The organism is Mycobacterium sp. Soil_C_30, from assembly GCF_057656995.1.
Genome location: NZ_JBDGJH010000039.1, coordinates 19,611 through 36,442 on the forward strand (window position 1 = coordinate 19,611; position 16,832 = coordinate 36,442).

Consider the following 16,832-nt stretch of genomic DNA (forward strand, 5'->3'; position numbering starts at 1 on the left):
CCATGGCCCTTTCGCAAGAAGAACGTGAACAGTTCCTGGCCGAGCCGCACATCGCCGCGTTGGGTGTGAGTTCCGGCGACACGCACGGGCCCCTCACCGTGCCCATCTGGTATCAGTACACCCCGGGTGGCGAGCCGTGGATTCTCACCGGCCCGGCATCCCGCAAGGCGCGGCTGATCGAGGCCACGGGGTTCTTCTCCCTGATGGTCGACCGGCTCGAACCCACCACCCGCTACGTCGCGGTCGACGGCGCGGTCAGCCGTATCGAGCCGGGTACCGATGCCCAGGTCGAAGAGATGACGTACCGCTACCTCAGCGGGGAGGCCGCGGAAAGGTACCTGAAATTCGCCCACGAGAACCTGGGTGAGCACGTGGCCATCTACATGCAACCGCAGCGCTGGTTCTCGTCGGATCTGGGCAGCTTCTGAACACGTGCCGTCCCGTCACCGGCTGTTTCGACTGTTCTACCGTCTCGGGTTCACGCCCTGGGACGGACACCCACTGGCCGGAAGTCTGCGCACACTCGTCGAAAGCGGCCTCGAGCCGGGGCGGGCACTCGACATCGGCTGCGGTACCGGTGACAACTGCATCTACCTCGCCCAGCACGGCTGGCAGGTCACCGGTGTCGACTACGTGGCCCGGGCGGTCGAGCGGGCCCGCGCCAAGACCGCGGTAGCGGGTGTGGACGTCACCGTCCGCCGAGCCGACGCCACCCGGTTGCGCGCCGACGGCGTTGTTTCCCGGGAAGGCAGCGGTTTCGACCTGATCGTCGACAACGGGTGCTTGCACGGTATGAGCGACGACGACCGCGACGCCTACGTCCGGGAAGTCACCGCCGTCGCCGGCCCGGCCGCGCATCTGCTGCTCGTGGAGTTCGTACCGGGCGCGTCATTCGGGGTGCCCGGTATCGCACCCCAGGACGTGGAGCGGCGGTTCTCGGCGCACTGGATGTTGGTCTCCAGCGGAGACGAACCCGCGATGGACCACACCGGGAAGAACCCGGCGCGGTTCTACCTGTTCACCCGCCGCTGACACACGACAAAGCCCCTGCGACGCCGTTGTCACAGGGGCTTTGAAGTTTTGCGGCTAGGACAGCAGCGATGCCGGCGGGTTGAAACGCTCGCCGTAACGCTCGGCCAACTGCTTGGCGCGAGCCACGAACGCGTCCTTGCCGACGCCGAGCTCACCCTCGTAGCCCACGATGAACTGCGCGCTGCCCCCGGTGTAGGGCGGGAAACCGATGCCCATGATCGAGCCGATGTTGGCATCGGCGGTGGAGGTCAGCACACCCTCGTCAAGGCACTTCTGGGTCTCCAGAGCCTCGGCGAACAGCATGCGGTCGATCATGTCCTGCAATGGGATATCGGCAGAGCCCGACTTGAACGTGTCCGCCAGGCCTTCCCACAGGCCGACGCGCTTGCCGTCGACGTACTCGTAGAAGCCCGCCCCCTTGAGCCGCGACGGGCGGCCGGCCTCGATCATCGTGTTCACGACGGCCTCGGCCGGATGCGGCTCGTAGGTGGCCCCGGTCTCTTCGACGGCCACGCGGGTGGCGGTGGCGATCTTCTGCATCAGTTCCAGGTTCAGCTCGTCGGACAGCTGCAGCGGCGGGGCCGGGTAACCGGCCTGGGAACCCGCCTGCTCGATGCTGGCCGCGGGCACACCTTCGCCGAGCATGGCCAGCGCCTCGTTGACGAAGGTGCCGATGACGCGGCTGGTGAAGAAGCCGCGGCTGTCGTTGACCACGATGGGCGTCTTGCCGATGGCCAGCGTGTAGTCGAACACCCGGGCCAGCGCCTCGTCAGAAGTCTTCTCGCCCTTGATGATCTCCACCAGCGGCATCTTGTCCACCGGTGAGAAGAAGTGGATGCCGATGAAGTCCTCCTGGCGCTTGACGCCGGTGGCCAGCCCGGTGATGGGCAGCGTGGAGGTGTTGGAGCCCAGCAGCGCGTTGGGTTCGACGATGTCCTCGATCTCCTGGAACACCTTGTGCTTGAGTTCCTGGTTCTCGAAGACGGCCTCGATCACGAAGTCGACGCCCTTGAGGTCCTGCGGGTCACCGGTCGGGGTGATGCGGCCGAGGAGTGCCTTGGACTTTTCCTCGGTGGTGCGGCCACGCTCGAGTGCCTTGGCCTCCAACTTCTCGGAGTAGCCCTTGCCCTTCTGGGCGGCTTCGAGCGAAACGTCCTTGAGCACAACGTCATAACCGGCCTTGGCCGAGACGTAGGCGATGCCGGCGCCCATCATGCCCGCGCCCAGCACGCCGATCTTGCGGATCTCCTGCTTGGCGATGCCGTCGGGCCGCGAACCACCGGAGTTGATGTACTGCAGGTCCAGGAAGAACGCCTGGATCATGTTCTTGGCCACCTGGCCGGTGACCAGCGAGGTGAAGTAGCGGCTCTCGATGCGGGTGGCGGTGTCGAAGTCCACCTGCGCACCCTCGACGGCCGCGTCCAGGATCGCGCGCGGGGCCGGCATGGGAGCACCCTTGAGCTGCTTCTTCAACAGCGCCGGGAACGACGGCAGGATCGCGGCCAGCGCCGGGTGCGACGGCGTGCCGCCCGGCATCTTGTAGCCCTTCTGGTCCCACGGCTGGGTGTGCGCATCCGGGTTGGCTTTGATCCACGCCTTGGCGGCGGGCACCAATTCCTCGACGCTGGACACCAATTCGTCGACCAGGCCGATTTCCTTGGCCTTGCCGGGCTTGAACCGGGTGCCCTGCGAGAGCACCTCCATGAAGGCCTTCTGAATGCCGAACATGCGCACGGTGCGGGCCACGCCGCCACCACCGGGCAGCAGGCCCAGGGTGACCTCGGGCAGGCCGATGACGACACCCTTGACGTCGGCGGCGATGCGGTGATGGGTGGCCAGCGCGATCTCCAGGCCGCCGCCGAGCGCAGCGCCGTTGATGGCCGCGACCACGGGCTTGCCCAGGGTCTCCAGCTTGCGCAGGTCGGCCTTGATGAACTCCACCTCGGCGAACGAGGCCGCGGCGTCATCGGGGCCCACGTTGATCATGCCCTTGAGGTCACCGCCGGCGAAGAAGGTCTTCTTGGCGCTGGCGATCACCACGCCGGTGATCGAATCCTTTTCCGCGACAAGACGTTCCACCGTCTTGTGCATGGATTCCTTGTAGTGCTCGTTCATCACGTTGGCCGACCCGGTGGGGTCGTCCAACGTCAGCGTGACGATGCCGTCGGCATCCTGGTCCCACTTGATGGTGTTCTCAGCCATTGTTGTTCTCCCCTACACGCGCTCGATGATGGTGGCCACACCCATGCCGCCGCCGATGCACAGCGTGATCAGGGCACGCCGGGCGCCGCGGCGCTCGAGCTCGTCGACCATGGTTCCGGTGATCATGGCGCCGGTGGCGCCCAGCGGGTGGCCCATCGCGATGGCGCCACCGTTGACGTTGAGCTTCTCGTCCGGGATGCCCAGGTCCTTCTGGAACTTCAGCACCACGGAGGCGAACGCCTCGTTGAGCTCGAACAGGTCGATGTCGTCGACCGTCAGCCCGGCGCGGTCCAGCACCTTCCTGGTGGCCGGGGTGGGGCCGGTGAGCATGATGACGGGATCGGCGCCGCTGGTGGCGGTGGCCACGATGCGGGCGCGCGGGGTCAGTCCCTGCGACAGGCCGGCCTTCTCGGATCCGACGAGCACCAGGGCGGCTCCGTCCACGATGCCGGAGCTGTTGCCGCCGGTGTGGACGTGGTTGATCTTCTCTACCGAGTGGTACTTCTGCAGCGCCACATCGTCGAAGCCGCCCATGGCGCCGATGCCGTCGAACGCCGTCTTCAGCTTGGCCAGGCCTTCGAGGCTGCTGTCGGGGCGCATGTGCTCGTCATGGTCGAGCACGACGAGGCCGTTCTGATCCTTGACCGGGACGACGGACTTGGCGAAGTAACCGCCCGACCAGGCCGCGGCGGCCTTCTGCTGGCTGCGCAGTGCGTAGGCGTCGACGTCATCGCGGGAGAAGCCCTCGATGGTGGCGATCAGGTCGGCGCCGATGCCCTGCGGTACGAAGCCGATGCGGTAGTTGGTCTCGGGATCGGACGCCCAGGCGCCGCCGTCGGAGCCCATCGGGACGCGGCTCATGGATTCGACGCCACCGGCGAGCACCAGGTCGTCCCAGCCGGAGCGGACCTTCTGCGCGGCGGTGTTCACGGCTTCGAGGCCGGAGGCGCAGAAGCGGTTGAGCTGGAAGCCGCCGGTGGTTTCGGGCAGCTTGGCCACCAATGCGGCGGTGCGGGCGATATCGCCACCCTGGTCGCCGACGGGCGAGACGACGCCGAGGATGACGTCGCTGATCAGGTTCTCGTCCAGGTCGGGGTACCGAGCACGGATCTCGTCGATCAGGCCGACGACCAGGTTGACCGGCTTGATCTCGTTGAGGGAGCCGCCGCGCTGCTTGCCGCGCGGGGTACGAATGGCCTCGTAGATGAAGGCTTCTTCGGACATGTGCTGTCTCCAGGTCCTGTTCAGGTTGGTTGTCACGGGCATGCACCCGTGCTCTGACCGCGATGTTAGCAGCCTCGCCCAACCGTTTGGTTGGGAGCCTGGTCACGGCCGTGAACCTGCGCAGGACTTACGCGGACTGCGGTTCCTGCAACTCCGCCAACGTCGGGTAGTCGATGTAACCGGCCGGGCCGGGGGCATAGAACGTCGCGACGTCGGGTTCGTTGAGTTCGGCCCCCACGATCAGCCGCTCGATCAGGTCCGGGTTCGCCAGGAACGGACGGCCCACCGCCGCAGCGCTGATGACACCCCAGTCCGCGAGCTCCTCCAGCTGGCAGAAGCTGTCGTCGCGGTCGCGGCCGGTGTTGAGCACCACCGGCCCGGGCCACGCGCCGCGCAGCGCACCGAAGGCGGGATCCTCCGGGTGGATCAGCAGATGCAGGTACGCCAGGTCCAGGGGCGCGATGCGGGCCAGAAGCGCGTCGTAGGTGCTCACGGTGTCGTTCTCGTGCATGTCACCGGCGCTGTTCCCAGGTGAGATCCGCAGACCCACCCGGCCCGCGCCGATCTCATCGGCGACGGCCTCGACCACCTCGGCAGTCAGGCGGGCCCGGTTCTCCGGCGAACCGCCGTATTCATCGGTGCGCTGATTCACCACATCCGACGAGAACTCGTGCAGCAGATAGCCGTTGGCGCCATGGATCTCCACCCCGTCCATCCCGGCGTCGATGGCGCGGCGTGCGGCAGAACGGAACTGCCCGACGATCGACTGGATCTCCGGGACGGTCAACGCCCGCGGCACCGGCAGCGGTTTCTTGCCTTCTGGTGTGTGCGTCAGCATGTCCGCGGCGATGGGCGACGGACCCACGGTCTCGAAACCGCTGATGTCGGGATGCGCCATCCGGCCGACGTGCCACAGCTGCACGAACATCTTGCCGCCGGCCTGATGCACCGCCGAGGCGATCTCGGACCACTTCTCTTGATGGCGGTCGGTGTAGATGCCGGGGGTGTTCATGTAGGCACCGTTGGCTTGCTCACACACGGCGGTGGCCTCGGAGATGATGAGGCCGGCAGCGGCGCGCTGCGCGTAGTACTGCGCGGCCAGGGACGACGGTGTGCCATCGGCGTCGGCGCGTGATCTGGTCAACGGCGCCATGAAGATTCGGTTCTCGGCAGCGGTGTCACCGATCTGGATGGTTTTCAGCAGCGCTGAGTCACTGGCGAGGGTGAAGGTCATGCTGGACTAAAGCGCACGCAGCGGCTCATCCATTCCCCGGTGTGATTGCCGGGCCGTAGCCAGCGGTGGCGTCGTGGACGATGATGGTCCGATGGCACAGGAGCTGGCTGCACGGCCCACCCGGGTGAACGGATGAGCCACTTCGCGGTATTGGGAGCCACCGGCGCACAAGGTGGCGCGGTGGTCACGGCGCTGCTGGAGCAGGGGGCGACGGTCCGTGGCATCACCCGCCGCACCGACTCGCGCGCAGCGCGGCAGCTGGCCGCTGCCGGGGTTGAGGTGGTCGCCGCCGACCTGTCCGATCCGGGCTCCGTGACGGCGGCGTTGCGCGGAGTCGACGGGGCCTACGCGCTGACGACGCCGTTCGAGGACGGTCCGGACGCCGAGGTGACGCAGGGCAGGACGATTGTGGATGCCGCGCTGGCAGCCAAGGTGCCGCACCTGGTGTTCTCGTCGGTGGCCGATGCCGATCAGCACACCGGTATTCCGCATTTCGAGAGCAAGGCCCGAGTGGAGGCGGCACTGGCCGAGTCCGGGCTGTCCTACACCATCGTGGGTCCGTCCTACTTCTACGACAACATGCTCGGCGGCCTTGCCGACATCGCAGCGGGGGTGTTGGCACTCCCGCTGCCCGCGGACGTCAAGCTGCAGCAGTTGTCACGCCGGGATCTCGGTCGCTTCGTGGCCGCTGCGCTGACCGATCCCGATCGCGTCCGCGGTGCGCGTATCGACATCGCCTCCGACGAGCCGACACCCCAGGACATGGCCTCCGCGCTTTCCGGGGCGCTGGGCCGGCCGGTGCGGCTGGTCACCAGCGACCCCGATGACATCGGCTCCGAGGACATGCGAGCGATGTTCGGTTTCCTGGCCCGCAGCGGATACACCGTCGACATCGCGACACTGCATGCCCGGTATCCGCAAATCGGGTGGCAGAGCTTCACCGACTGGATCAACACCGATCTGCTGCCGCTGTTGCGCTGACGCAGATCAGAACCGTTCTCCGACAAGCTCTTCGCTCCTGGCCCACAAACGTTGAGCGCGAACGGGATCCAGCGCATAGGACATCACGCCGTCTCCGATGCCGGGCGAGTCGTCGACGTGGGCGACATGGCCCAGACGGGTGTGGCAGCCCCAGCCAATTCAGTCGCGAATACACCCGCCATTTCGGGCGAGCCCCGAAACGCGACAGCGCATCGCTGCGCGGCGACCTCGACACCACCGACGGGCTGCTCTAGTTGTCACCGCTCCCGATCACCGCGGTGACGCGAATCTCGACACGCATCTTCGGCGCCGCCAGCACGGAGACACCGGTCTGGGTCCAGATCGGTGCCCGGTCGGGCATCCACTTGCGGAACTGAGCGGTCATGACGCTGTTGTGGGCACCGGTGATGACTTCCGGCTCACTGGCCACGTGATAGGAGTTCACGTGCACGACGTCGCGCCAGCTTGCGCCGGCCGTAGCGAGTGTGCGTTCCACGTTCTCGAACGCCCGCGCGATCTCCTCTTCGAGGGAGTCGGGGAAGTTCAGATCGTCGTCCCAGCCACCTTGGCCGGAGATCTCGACGCGGTTCCCGATGCGCACGGCCTGGCTGTAGTGCAGAGACTCCCGGAACTTCTCGCCGTACCCGGGTGTGACGAAGAACTCGACCTCGGACATGACCGACCACCTCTCATCATTACTTCACGCTTGAACTGACACTAACACCCAATGACTTCATGCGTGAAGTTATTCCAAGGAGACGAGGCGCCCGATAGTGTGCAGGAATGGCTCGCAGCGAGAAACCGAAGTGGCTCACGCAGGAGGAGAAGGAGGCGTGGACGGGGCTGGTCTCACTGATGCTGTTGATGCCGGGCAAGCTCGAATCGTCGCTACGACACCTGGATCTGACACTGTTCGAGTACCTGACGTTGAGCCACATCTCCGAAGCGCCGCAGCGCCGAATCCGCATGAGCGAATTGGCGTTCCTGGCCAACGGATCCCTGTCCCGGTTGTCGAACGTGGTGAAGCGGTTCGAGCAGCGCGGCTGGGCCACCCGCTCCCCCGACCCGGATGACGGGCGGTACACCATTGCCACGCTCACCGACGCGGGTTACCGACTGGTGGTCGAGGCGGCTCCGATCCACGTGGCGTCCGTGCGGGAATTCGTTCTGGACCCCCTGTCCCCCACGGACCTGCGCGCCCTGACCCGCATCGCCGACAAACTGCGGGTGGTCCCGCCCGGGCTCGGGTAGCCACCAGCGCGGCCGGGCCTACAGACTGAATGCGCGCGGAGGCCCGGCCAAGCTTGCCTTGGCCTCCGCCGCCAGCGGGTCGAGGATCTCGATATCACCGGCCTCCAGACCGTCGAGTGCCAGCCGTACCAGGTCCTCGGGATCGGTCACCGCGCCGTCGGCGAATTCGATGCCGTGCGCTTCCGCGAAGTCGAAAAGCGTTTGGGTGCCTACCAATCCGGGGACCAGGGCAGCGACGTGCGTGCCCTGCGCCTGCAGTTCCAGCCGCACGCCGTTGGTCAGACCCCACTCCGCCGATTTTGCAGCGGCATACGCGGTGTTGCCGTCAACGGTGGTCCACGCCGCGGCCGACAGCACGTTGAGGATGGCGCCGCCTCCATTGCGCGCCAGGACGGGGGCGAACGCCCGGATCATCGCGAGGGTGCCGTAGTAATTCGAATCCATGGTGGACCGAATGGCAGCCAGATCACCGGTCACCAGATTGCCGCCGGCGGTGTCGGCAGCATTGTTGACCAGCAGGTTCACGTCATCGGCCAGCGCCGCAGCCGCGTCGACCGATGCCTGGTCGGTGATGTCGAGCCGCACCACCTCGGCACCGGCGACGTCGACCAGTTCGGGGCGCCGCGCCGTCGCGTACACCTTGGCTCCTCGCCGAAGCAGCTCGACAGCGAAGTAATGACCGATCCCCCTGTTCGCACCTGTCACCAGCGCCGTCGCTCCACGCAAATCCATGTGTCCTCCAACGAGATTCAAGAATCGAGAAAGTGACCAATCGGTCATGTTGTCGCACCCACGCTGCCATAAGATGACCGTGCGGTCAACTTGCTAGGCTGGCGGGATGACCTCGACCCGTCCCGTGCGCGCGGATGCTGCCCGCAATCGGGAGTCGCTGTTGGCCGCTGCGGAGGACGAATTCGCCGAACGAGGCCTGTCCGCTTCGGTCGCCGACATCGCGCGTCGAGCCGGCGTGGCCAAGGCAACGGTGTTCCGGCATTTCGCCACGAAAGAGGATCTGATCGCGTCCATCGTCGTGCAGCACATCACGGCGCTCACCGACGCGGCACGTCGGCTTGCCGACGCGACCGATCCTGGAGCGGCACTGCTGGAGTTCCTGACCGTCGCCGCCGACCAGCGCCAGCGCCACGATCTGACCTTCCTTCAGTCAGCCAGCGAACGCGATCCGCGGGTGACCGAGGTTCGCGACCAGCTGCACCAGAACCTCGAGACGCTGGTGGCCCGGGCGCGTGAAAGCGGTGCCATCCGGTCCGACATCACCGAAGCCGATGTCTTCCTGATGATGTGCGCGCCGGTTCACGTCGTCGAAAACCTCTCCGCCCCCGCACCATTGCTGTGGCAGCGGTACCTTGCCATCATGTTCGACGGGCTGCGCCCCCAAGGCGCACACCCGCTCCCCCAGCCGGCGCCGATTTTGCCGTAGCGCTCGGCGGTAAGCGCGGTGAGCGGCACACGCCGCTCACCGCGAGCCGGGCTAATTCGCCGCGGGACTGGAGGCCGAGGCGATCTCGACTTCGGCCGTCGCCTGAATCAGGGCGAGCAGTTCTTTGTCCAGGCCAGGAGCGAACTCTTCCCGGCGTTCCGGTGCAATCGTGATGGGGACGCCCTGCGGCATGATCGCCGTACTGAGTTCGGTGCCGTCGTTGGACGGGGAAGCACCGCGATACAACTTGGCGGCCTGGCTCTGTTCGTCGGCGCTGAAGGTGTACTGAATGGACTGCAGTCCCAGGTCGAGCAGTTTCTTCACCTCGGGGAACTGCTCGGCATTGGTCTTCGGAATCGGTAGCACCGAACCCCAGTTGACGCCCAGGCTCTCCAACGCCTTGGCAAACGCGTTCTCGTGCGCCTGGTCACGCACGATCAGGTACGCGATGGTGGAACGCGCCGCCTTGTTGTCGGTCATCTCATAGATCCGGCACTTCTGCAGCCGGCCCGTCGACTCGAGCATCAGGTTGTACAGCAGGTCCAACACCAGGTTGCCGCTGTTGTATACGTAGGAACCCAGCCACGGATTGCCGGCCGCATCGACCGGCAGCGCGCCCTGCGCACCCACCAGGTAGTGGTGAATGTTGCTGTGGTCCAAGGCGATCTTCAGCGGTGTGGCGCCTTTGGCGCCCGGCTCGTCCACCGGATCGGTTTTCTTGCCCTTGTATTCCGGTGAACCGTCGAGCAGTCGGGCGATGGTGGTGCCGATCAGTTCGACGTGACTGATCTCTTCCGTGCCGACCCCTTGCAGCAGGTCCTTGTACGGCTTGGAATTCGGGTCGCCCCGGAAGTTCATACTCTGGAACAGATACTGCATCATCGTGCGCATCTCGCCGAACTGTCCGCCCAGCCCTTCTTGCAACGCGTTTGCCGCGGCGGGATCCGGCTCGTCGACTGCGATCTCGTTGATCAGTTGCTCGGTGTGCAAATACACAAGTTTCTCCTTTGTGGTCACCCGCTGCGTTGCAGCGTGCCGTCATCACGCAGATCGCTCAATGACTAGGCCTGCCAACATCGTTCGATGAACGCGACACCGGGTGTGCCGTGTTGTCCATCGCCGCGTATTGCCGCAGCAGCGTTCTACGAACGCGACCGATCCCCGTGCTGGAAACGATGGCAGGTCTGGTGTTCCCTCCGGAATCCACCTCAAACTCGGATCAGATCAAGATCGTCAGCGGATTCTCGATCCGTCGCACGAATGCGGCCATCCACTGCGCCGCCACCGCTCCGTCGATCACCCGGTGGTCGGCCGACAGCGTGACGGTCATGACGGTGCCCACCTCCAGCGCGCCGCCGCTGACGACGGGTTTCTGCACGGCGGCCCCGACGGCGAGAATGCCGGAGTGCGGGGGGTTCAGGATCGCCGAGAACTCCGTGACGCCGTACATGCCGAGGTTGGAGACCGAGAAGCTGCCGCCTTCGAGTTCCTGCTGTTTGATCTTGCCGTCCCGGGCACGGCCGGCCAGGTCAGCCACTTCGGCGGCGATCGCCGAGATGGGCAGCCGGTCGACACCACGCAGGACCGGGGTGAGCAGTCCGCCGTCGACGGCCACCGCCACCGCGATGTCTGCGCTGTCGAACCGGCGGATCGACTCACCGTTCCAGATGGAGTTCGCCTCGGGCACCTCCACCAGAGCGCCGGCGACTGCCTTGAGCACGAAGTCGTTCAGCGACACCTTGACGGGTCCGGCCTCGTTCACCTTGCCGCGCAACTCGAGTAGCGCGTCCACCCGGCAGTCCGCGGTGACGTAGAAGTGCGGCACCGTGGTCTTGCTCTCGGTGAGCCGCCGCGCGATGGCCTTGCGCATCCCGGTCAGTGGAATATCGACGAAGCCGGTGTCCTCTCTGGGCGCCGCCTTGGCCGCCGGCGCTGGAACCGGAGCGGGTTCGGCGACCGGCAGCCGATCCAGATCACGCCGCACGATGCGTCCGCCGGGTCCGGTCCCGGTGACGGACTCGAGATCAATGCCTTTCTCCCGGGCGATCTTCCGGACCAGGGGGGTGGCGAAAAGCCGTCGCCCATTCGTCTGCGGTGCCGCCGCTGAGGCGGCGGTGGCGGTCTCGGCGACCTTTTCGATCACCGGCGCTGCCGACTCCGGGTCACGGGCGCTCACATCGAGCGCGTCCGCCGTCTCGCCGGGCGCTGCCACCACCGCGATCGGTTCACCGACGGCAATCGTCGCACCGGGTTCGGCGATCAGCTGCGCCAGCACCCCTTCGACCTCGGCGGCGTACTCGACAACCGCCTTCTCCGTCTCGATCTCGGCGATGGGGTCACCGATGCTGATCTCTTGGCCGACGGATACCAGCCAGGTCTGGATGATCGCCTCGCTGGTGTTGGCCAGCACCTCCGGCATGCGCACCACGGTGGCCATCAGAGCGCACCCATCGCGGCGCGCATCTTCTCCAGCCCCGCCACGATGTCCTCGGTTCCGGCGATGGCAGCACGCTCCAGCACTCGCGAGATGCTCGGCGAGGCCTCCTCCCCCGACACCCTCTCGACGGGTTGGTCCAGCCAGTCGAACAGCCTGCGTTGGATCTCGTCGGCCAGCCAACCGCCGTAGGAACTGCCGCGGGCACCCTGCTCGACGATCAGTACGGCGTTGGTCTTCTTGACGCTGGCCTCGATGGTGTCCCAGTCGAGCGAGGCGCGGTCCAGCCAGCGCAGGTCGATCAGTTCGGCGTCGATCCCGGTCTGCGTGATCGCCTCGGCGCACCGCGACACCATGGACAGATAGCTGATGACGGTGACGTCGTTGCCCGCCCGGCGGATCGCGGCCCGCCCGGGCGGGATGATGTAGTCCAGTTCGCCCTCGGGGACCCGGTCAGCGGTGCCGTACAGGTCGACGTGCTCGATCACCAGCACGGGATCCTGGAGCGCCAGAGCAGCATTCATCAGCCCCACGTAATCGGCCGCGGTGGACGGGGCGACGATGCGCCAGCCCGGGCTGGTGGCGAAGATCCCGGCGGGATCCATCAGGTGCTGAGAACCGTAGCCGGATCCCATCGCGACCTTGGTTCGCAACACGAACGGGACGGGGTTGTCGCCGCCGAACATGTGCCGCGCCTTGCCGATCTGGTTGAACACCTGGTCGGCGGCCACCCACATGAAGTCCGGGTACATGAACTCCACCACCGGCCGGAAGCGACCGTCGAGCGCCAGGCCACCGCCTAGCCCGGTGAAGGCGTTCTCACTGATGGGCGTACCGACCAGCCGGTTCTCCCCGTACTTGGCCAGCCCCTTGGTGGCGCCGTTGGTGCCGCCGCCCAGGCGGTGCACGTCTTCACCGAAGATCACGATGCGCTCGTCGGTGCTCATCCGGCGGTCCATCACGCCAGACACTGCTTCCACGAATTTCACTGTGCGCCAGCCACCTTCGTATTCGGTGGGTTCCAGCACGTCGAGCGACGACAGCTCGCTGGCGTCACCGCGGACACCGACGTTGACGAACCCGGGATCTGGCCACAGCTCGGGGCGGATACGGCGCTTGCCCGCCGAATCCGGGTCGGGTTCCAGCAGGTGTGACACCGCCTCCGCCATGGCGTCCTGCGCCTGGCGGCGCAGGTGCGCTACCCCGGCCTCGTCGATCAGGCCGAGCTTGGTCATCTCGGCGGCGGTCCGCTCCAGCGGGTCGCGACTGCGCCACAACGCTTCCTCGGCCTTGTCGCGGTAACCGAAGGCGCTGCCCGGGTAGGGGCCGTTCTGATGGAAGAACCGGTACACCTCGGCCTCGATCACCGCGGGTCCGTCACCGCTGCGCATCCGCTCCGCAGCCTGCTCGGTGGCCAGATGGACCGCCAGTGGATCCATTCCGTCGACTCGCCAGCCGGGGATACCGAAGCCCTGGCCACGCACCGAGAGCCGCGGGTCGGCGGTGATCTCGTCCACCCGCGTGGACACCGCGTACAGGTTGTTCTCGATGAAGAAGCAGAACGGCAGCTTCCAGGCCGCCGCCAGGTTCATCGATTCGAGGACGGAACCGATCTGACTGGACCCGTCACCGAAGTAGCTGATGGTGAGGTCGGTGGTGCCACTGTGCTTTTGCGCCCATGCGTTGCCGGCGCCCATCGGCACGCCACCGCCGACGATCGCATTGGTGCCCAGCGCCCCGGCTTCGAACCACTGCAGGTGCATCGAGCCTCCGCGCCCCCGGCAGTAACCCTGGGCGAGGCCGAGGATTTCGGCCAGCGTGCGCTGCAGCACGCGCTGGATCTTGGGGGTGACGGGCGCGGCGGGGTCGATGGCTCCGCCCGACACATGTGTGAGCGCTTTGGCCAGGAACTGGTGGTGCCCGCGGTGAGAGCCGTTGACGGCATCGGCGGAGCGCAGGCCGACGATGGATCCAACCGCGCCGCCCTCCTGCCCGATGCTGGAGTGAGCCGGGCCGTGAACCAGCCCCTCGCCGGCGAGTTCGAGGACGGTCTCCTCGAATGCCCGGATCAAGTGCAGCTCGGCCAGCATCGTGCCGAGAAGCGCCGGGTCAGCGGCTTTCCAGTCCTCGTCGGTGGTCGTCAGTTCGATCCACGGGGAGCCCGTTTCCAGGCGGGTTTCGGTTGGCATGACCCTCATCTCCATCGACCGAACGGTCTGGGTGCAGTGTTGTGACGCGGGTCCCACCCTATCGCGATTGGATACACTTTGGCCAGTTTCGCTTCAGAAATGGCCAGAAACAGGCTATGGTTCGCAGCATTGGATCCAGTTAGGAAGGTCTCAGATGCCTCTGCCCGGATTGGTCGGCACCGACCACATCGGCTTCACCGTGCCCGACCTGGACCAGGCCCACGATTTCTTCGTCCGCGTCCTCGGGTGCACACACGTCTACACGCTGGGGCCCTACGCCCATGACGACGACTGGATGCAGACGCACCTCAACGTCCACCCGCGCACCGTCATGCGGGAACTGCGCTTCTACCGCTGCGGCACCGGCGCCAACTTCGAGGTGTTCCAGTACGAACCGGCCGACGGGCAGGCCGGCCAGCCACGCAACAGCGATATCGGCGGGCATCACCTGGCGTTCTACGTCCACGACATCGACGCCGGAGTCGAATACCTGCGCTCCGAGGGCATCCGGGTTCTCGGCGAACCGACGGTCAGCCGAAACGCCAGCGAAGGTCAGCGCTGGGTGTACTTTCTGAGCCCGTGGGGCATGCAGTTCGAACTGGTCAGCTTTCCCGGCGGCAAGGCCTACGAGGCCGATGCCGAGGTGCTGCTGTGGAATCCGAACCACCCGGCGGACTGAGATGACACAACCGCAGGTGCGCGACGGCGTCACCGGAGCCCGCGTCGCCGACGAACTTCGCGACGCGATCCTGCGCGGGGTTCATCCCCCTGGCACCCGATTGCGGCAGGAAGAACTGGCCTCGCAGTACGGCGCCAGCCGGGTTCCGGTCCGAGAAGCATTGCGCATCCTGGAATCCGAAGGGCTGATCACCACGGTGGCCAACGCCGGTGCGTGGATCGCCCGACTTAGCCTCGACGAATGTGTGGAGCTGTACCAGGTCCGCGAACGGATCGAACCCCTGCTGCTGCGTTACAGCTTGCCCATGTTGACCGAGCCGCAGATCGATCGGCTGGCCGAACTCGCCGAGATCATGCGGCACACCAGCGATGTCGAGACCTTCCTGGAATTGGACCGCGAGTTCCACCTCGGCAGTTATGCCGGCGCGGGCACCACCTTTCTGGGCCCGACCGTCGAGCGGTTGTGGAACACCACCCAGCACTACCGCCGCGCCTTCACGCGCCTGCTCGACGACGAGAGCAATCGCATCGTGCACGACGAACACCACATGCTGGTCGCGGCCATCCGTGAACGCGACTCCGACGACGCCGAACGCATCTGCCTCGGCCACATCCGCCGCACCCGGCGTCAATTGGCCCGTCACCCCGAACTTTTCGACTGATCACCCCCCAGCGAACAGGAGCCACACATGGCGATCGAAACCGTCAACCCCACCACCGGCGAAACCGTCGAGACCTTTGAGCCGCACTCCGCAGACGTTGTACAGCAGCGCATCGCGCAGGCCTTCGAGGCCGCCCAGACACTGCGCGCCACCAGCTACGCCCAGCGGGCCGAATGGATGCACGCCTCGGCCGACATCCTCGAAGCCGACGTGGAGCGGGCCGCGGAGATGATCACCCTGGAGATGGGCAAGCCCATTGCCCAGTCGCGTGCCGAAGTGCTCAAGTGCGCCAAGAACATGCGGTTCTACGCCGACAACGCCGAATCCTTCCTCGGTGCCGAGGAATTGGCCGACCCCTCCTCGGTGAACGCCTCAGCCGCCGGCACGGTCTGGCAGCCACTCGGCGTGGTCTTGGCGGTGATGCCGTGGAACTACCCGCTGTGGCAGGTGATCCGGTTCGCCGCCCCCGCCCTGATGGCCGGCAACACCGGGCTGCTCAAGCACGCGTCCAACGTCCCGCAGTCCGCGTTGTACCTCGACGATCTCTTCGAGAAGGGCGGCTTCCCGGCCGGTTCGTTCCGCACCCTGCTCATCGGGTCCCGTGAGGTGGCCGCCGTGATCGAGGACAGCCGCGTCAAAGCCGTCACCCTCACCGGGTCCGAACCGGCCGGCCGGTCGGTGGCGTCGACCGCCGGTCAGGAGATCAAGAAGGCCGTGCTCGAGCTCGGTGGGTCCGATCCGTTCATCGTGATGCCCAGCGCCGATCTCGAGGCGGCCGCGTCGACGGCGGTCAAGGCCCGCATCTCCAACAACGGCCAATCCTGCATCGCCGGAAAGCGTTTCATCGTTCATGCCGACGTGTACGACGCTTTCGTCCAGCAGTTCGTCGCCAAGATGAACGCTCTCAAGGTCGGAGACCCGATGGACGAGAGCACCGACGTCGGCCCACTGGCCACCGAGTCGGGCCGCAGCGACGTCGCCGAACTGGTGGACGACGCCGTGCTCAAGGGCGCCGAGGTGCTCGCCGGCGGCGGCGCACCCGACCGTCCGGGCTGGTTCTACAACCCGACCGTGCTGGCCGGCTTGACCGACGACATGCGGATCGTGCTGGAGGAGACCTTCGGGCCGGTGGCCTCGGTGTACAAGGTCGCTGACCGCGACGAGGCGGTCCGCGTGGCCAATCAGACGACCTTCGGGCTGAGCTCGGCGGTGTGGAGCAACGATGCGGCCGAACAGGATTGGTTCGTCGCCAATCTCGACGCCGGCGCGGTGTTCCTCAACGGTATGACGGTGTCGTACCCGGAGTTGCCGTTCGGCGGTATCAAGGATTCCGGCTACGGGCGCGAGTTGGCCGCCGCCGGCATCCGCGAGTTCTGCAACCTCAAGACGGTCTGGAAAGCCTGACCCCACTACCGCCCAAACCGACACACGGGCCCGAAAGTGCGAGGCGGATTCATACGGTCAGAGAAACATTTCTGAGCGTGGGGGTTTGCTGTGCCGAGTGGGG

General features: G+C 66.3%; 16 protein-coding genes. 8 read left to right on the forward strand and 8 right to left on the reverse strand.

Features of this window, described 5'->3' with window-relative positions; genetic code table 11:
• Window positions 1-2 precede the first annotated feature (2 nt).
• Both AC3A6P_RS35560 and AC3A6P_RS35565 read left to right on the forward strand, forming a co-directional pair.
• A complete protein-coding gene (locus tag AC3A6P_RS35560) occupies window positions 3-428 on the forward strand; it encodes a pyridoxamine 5'-phosphate oxidase family protein (RefSeq protein WP_487697302.1) in 426 nt (141 codons plus the stop codon).
• A gap of 4 nt (window positions 429-432) precedes the next feature.
• Entirely contained in the window at window positions 433-1,032 is a 600-nt protein-coding gene (locus AC3A6P_RS35565; RefSeq protein ID WP_487697304.1) for a class I SAM-dependent methyltransferase, read from the forward strand.
• 54 nt (window positions 1,033-1,086) lie between these two features.
• Here the strand turns inward: AC3A6P_RS35565 and AC3A6P_RS35570 are convergent, their stop codons facing one another.
• The 3 genes from AC3A6P_RS35570 to AC3A6P_RS35580 all read right to left on the reverse strand — a co-directional run bounded on the left by AC3A6P_RS35570 (window position 1,087) and on the right by AC3A6P_RS35580 (window position 5,692).
• Window positions 1,087-3,234 carry a 3-hydroxyacyl-CoA dehydrogenase NAD-binding domain-containing protein gene (locus AC3A6P_RS35570; protein ID WP_487697306.1) on the reverse strand — a complete coding sequence of 716 codons (2,148 nt, stop codon included), beginning with the start codon at window positions 3,232-3,234 and terminating at the stop codon, window positions 1,087-1,089.
• A 12-nt stretch (window positions 3,235-3,246) separates the two neighbouring features.
• Entirely contained in the window at window positions 3,247-4,458 is a 1,212-nt protein-coding gene (locus AC3A6P_RS35575) for an acetyl-CoA C-acetyltransferase (protein ID WP_487697308.1), read from the reverse strand.
• A 127-nt stretch (window positions 4,459-4,585) separates the two neighbouring features.
• Window positions 4,586-5,692: an alkene reductase gene (locus AC3A6P_RS35580; RefSeq protein ID WP_487697309.1), complete on the reverse strand. Its 1,107-nt coding sequence runs from the start codon at window positions 5,690-5,692 to the stop codon at window positions 4,586-4,588.
• 132 nt (window positions 5,693-5,824) lie between these two features.
• Between AC3A6P_RS35580 and AC3A6P_RS35585 the strand changes: the two genes are divergently transcribed.
• Window positions 5,825-6,673, forward strand: coding sequence for an NmrA/HSCARG family protein (locus AC3A6P_RS35585; protein ID WP_487697310.1), 849 nt, complete (start codon window positions 5,825-5,827; stop codon window positions 6,671-6,673).
• 250 nt (window positions 6,674-6,923) lie between these two features.
• On the opposite strand, the gene AC3A6P_RS35590 is transcribed toward AC3A6P_RS35585, so the two are convergent.
• The gene (locus tag AC3A6P_RS35590; protein ID WP_487697312.1) at window positions 6,924-7,349 is read right to left on the reverse strand and encodes a RidA family protein; all 426 of its coding nucleotides are present in this window, start codon (window positions 7,347-7,349) and stop codon (window positions 6,924-6,926) included.
• Window positions 7,350-7,456: 107 nt separating this feature from the next.
• Here AC3A6P_RS35590 and AC3A6P_RS35595 point away from each other — a divergent pair, with 107 nt between their 5' ends.
• A complete protein-coding gene (locus AC3A6P_RS35595) occupies window positions 7,457-7,924 on the forward strand; it encodes a MarR family winged helix-turn-helix transcriptional regulator (protein ID WP_487697314.1) in 468 nt (155 codons plus the stop codon).
• 18 nt (window positions 7,925-7,942) lie between these two features.
• Here the strand turns inward: AC3A6P_RS35595 and AC3A6P_RS35600 are convergent, their stop codons facing one another.
• Complete coding sequence (locus AC3A6P_RS35600) at window positions 7,943-8,656, reverse strand: SDR family NAD(P)-dependent oxidoreductase (RefSeq protein ID WP_487697316.1); 714 nt, start codon at window positions 8,654-8,656, stop codon at window positions 7,943-7,945.
• A 106-nt stretch (window positions 8,657-8,762) separates the two neighbouring features.
• Between AC3A6P_RS35600 and AC3A6P_RS35605 the strand changes: the two genes are divergently transcribed.
• Window positions 8,763-9,362 (forward strand): TetR/AcrR family transcriptional regulator, encoded by a 600-nt coding sequence (locus AC3A6P_RS35605; RefSeq protein ID WP_487697317.1) that lies wholly within the window; start codon window positions 8,763-8,765, stop codon window positions 9,360-9,362.
• A 51-nt stretch (window positions 9,363-9,413) separates the two neighbouring features.
• On the opposite strand, the gene AC3A6P_RS35610 is transcribed toward AC3A6P_RS35605, so the two are convergent.
• The 3 genes from AC3A6P_RS35610 to AC3A6P_RS35620 form a co-directional block, all read right to left on the reverse strand.
• On the reverse strand, window positions 9,414-10,358 hold the full coding sequence (locus tag AC3A6P_RS35610; RefSeq protein WP_487697319.1) for a manganese catalase family protein: 945 nt from the start codon (window positions 10,356-10,358) through the stop codon (window positions 9,414-9,416).
• 223 nt (window positions 10,359-10,581) lie between these two features.
• Window positions 10,582-11,799 carry a dihydrolipoamide acetyltransferase family protein gene (locus AC3A6P_RS35615; RefSeq protein ID WP_487697321.1) on the reverse strand — a complete coding sequence of 406 codons (1,218 nt, stop codon included), beginning with the start codon at window positions 11,797-11,799 and terminating at the stop codon, window positions 10,582-10,584.
• Window positions 11,799-13,985: an alpha-ketoacid dehydrogenase subunit alpha/beta gene (locus AC3A6P_RS35620; RefSeq protein ID WP_487697323.1), complete on the reverse strand. Its 2,187-nt coding sequence runs from the start codon at window positions 13,983-13,985 to the stop codon at window positions 11,799-11,801. The genes AC3A6P_RS35615 and AC3A6P_RS35620 overlap by 1 nt, the downstream gene beginning before the upstream one ends.
• Before the next feature lie 154 nt (window positions 13,986-14,139).
• On the opposite strand from AC3A6P_RS35620, the gene AC3A6P_RS35625 reads away from it, so the two are divergent.
• From AC3A6P_RS35625 to AC3A6P_RS35635, 3 genes are read left to right on the forward strand one after another with little or no spacing between them, the layout of a single operon-like run.
• Window positions 14,140-14,664, forward strand: coding sequence for a VOC family protein (locus tag AC3A6P_RS35625; protein WP_487697324.1), 525 nt, complete (start codon window positions 14,140-14,142; stop codon window positions 14,662-14,664).
• Between the two features lies 1 nt (window position 14,665).
• Window positions 14,666-15,325, forward strand: coding sequence for a GntR family transcriptional regulator (locus tag AC3A6P_RS35630; protein WP_487697325.1), 660 nt, complete (start codon window positions 14,666-14,668; stop codon window positions 15,323-15,325).
• Window positions 15,326-15,352: 27 nt separating this feature from the next.
• Window positions 15,353-16,729, forward strand: coding sequence for an NADP-dependent succinic semialdehyde dehydrogenase (locus AC3A6P_RS35635; RefSeq protein ID WP_487697327.1), 1,377 nt, complete (start codon window positions 15,353-15,355; stop codon window positions 16,727-16,729).
• Window positions 16,730-16,832: the final 103 nt, after the last annotated feature.

Bases quoted from the DNA above. Each gene is read 5' to 3' on its own strand.
- AC3A6P_RS35590 (WP_487697312.1), bottom strand. From the start codon at position 7,349: ATGTCCGAGGTCGAGTTCTTCGTCACACCCGGGTACGGCGAGAAGTTC.
- AC3A6P_RS35625 (WP_487697324.1), top strand. From the start codon at position 14,140: ATGCCTCTGCCCGGATTGGTCGGCACCGACCACATCGGCTTCACCGTG.
- AC3A6P_RS35560 (WP_487697302.1), top strand. From the start codon at position 3: ATGGCCCTTTCGCAAGAAGAACGTGAACAGTTCCTGGCCGAGCCGCAC.
- AC3A6P_RS35575 (WP_487697308.1), bottom strand. From the start codon at position 4,458: ATGTCCGAAGAAGCCTTCATCTACGAGGCCATTCGTACCCCGCGCGGC.
- AC3A6P_RS35580 (WP_487697309.1), bottom strand. From the start codon at position 5,692: ATGACCTTCACCCTCGCCAGTGACTCAGCGCTGCTGAAAACCATCCAG.
- AC3A6P_RS35570 (WP_487697306.1), bottom strand. From the start codon at position 3,234: ATGGCTGAGAACACCATCAAGTGGGACCAGGATGCCGACGGCATCGTC.
- AC3A6P_RS35635 (WP_487697327.1), top strand. From the start codon at position 15,353: ATGGCGATCGAAACCGTCAACCCCACCACCGGCGAAACCGTCGAGACC.
- AC3A6P_RS35630 (WP_487697325.1), top strand. From the start codon at position 14,666: ATGACACAACCGCAGGTGCGCGACGGCGTCACCGGAGCCCGCGTCGCC.
- AC3A6P_RS35615 (WP_487697321.1), bottom strand. From the start codon at position 11,799: ATGGCCACCGTGGTGCGCATGCCGGAGGTGCTGGCCAACACCAGCGAG.
- AC3A6P_RS35605 (WP_487697317.1), top strand. From the start codon at position 8,763: ATGACCTCGACCCGTCCCGTGCGCGCGGATGCTGCCCGCAATCGGGAG.
- AC3A6P_RS35620 (WP_487697323.1), bottom strand. From the start codon at position 13,985: ATGCCAACCGAAACCCGCCTGGAAACGGGCTCCCCGTGGATCGAACTG.
- AC3A6P_RS35600 (WP_487697316.1), bottom strand. From the start codon at position 8,656: ATGGATTTGCGTGGAGCGACGGCGCTGGTGACAGGTGCGAACAGGGGG.
- AC3A6P_RS35595 (WP_487697314.1), top strand. From the start codon at position 7,457: ATGGCTCGCAGCGAGAAACCGAAGTGGCTCACGCAGGAGGAGAAGGAG.
- AC3A6P_RS35585 (WP_487697310.1), top strand. From the start codon at position 5,825: ATGAGCCACTTCGCGGTATTGGGAGCCACCGGCGCACAAGGTGGCGCG.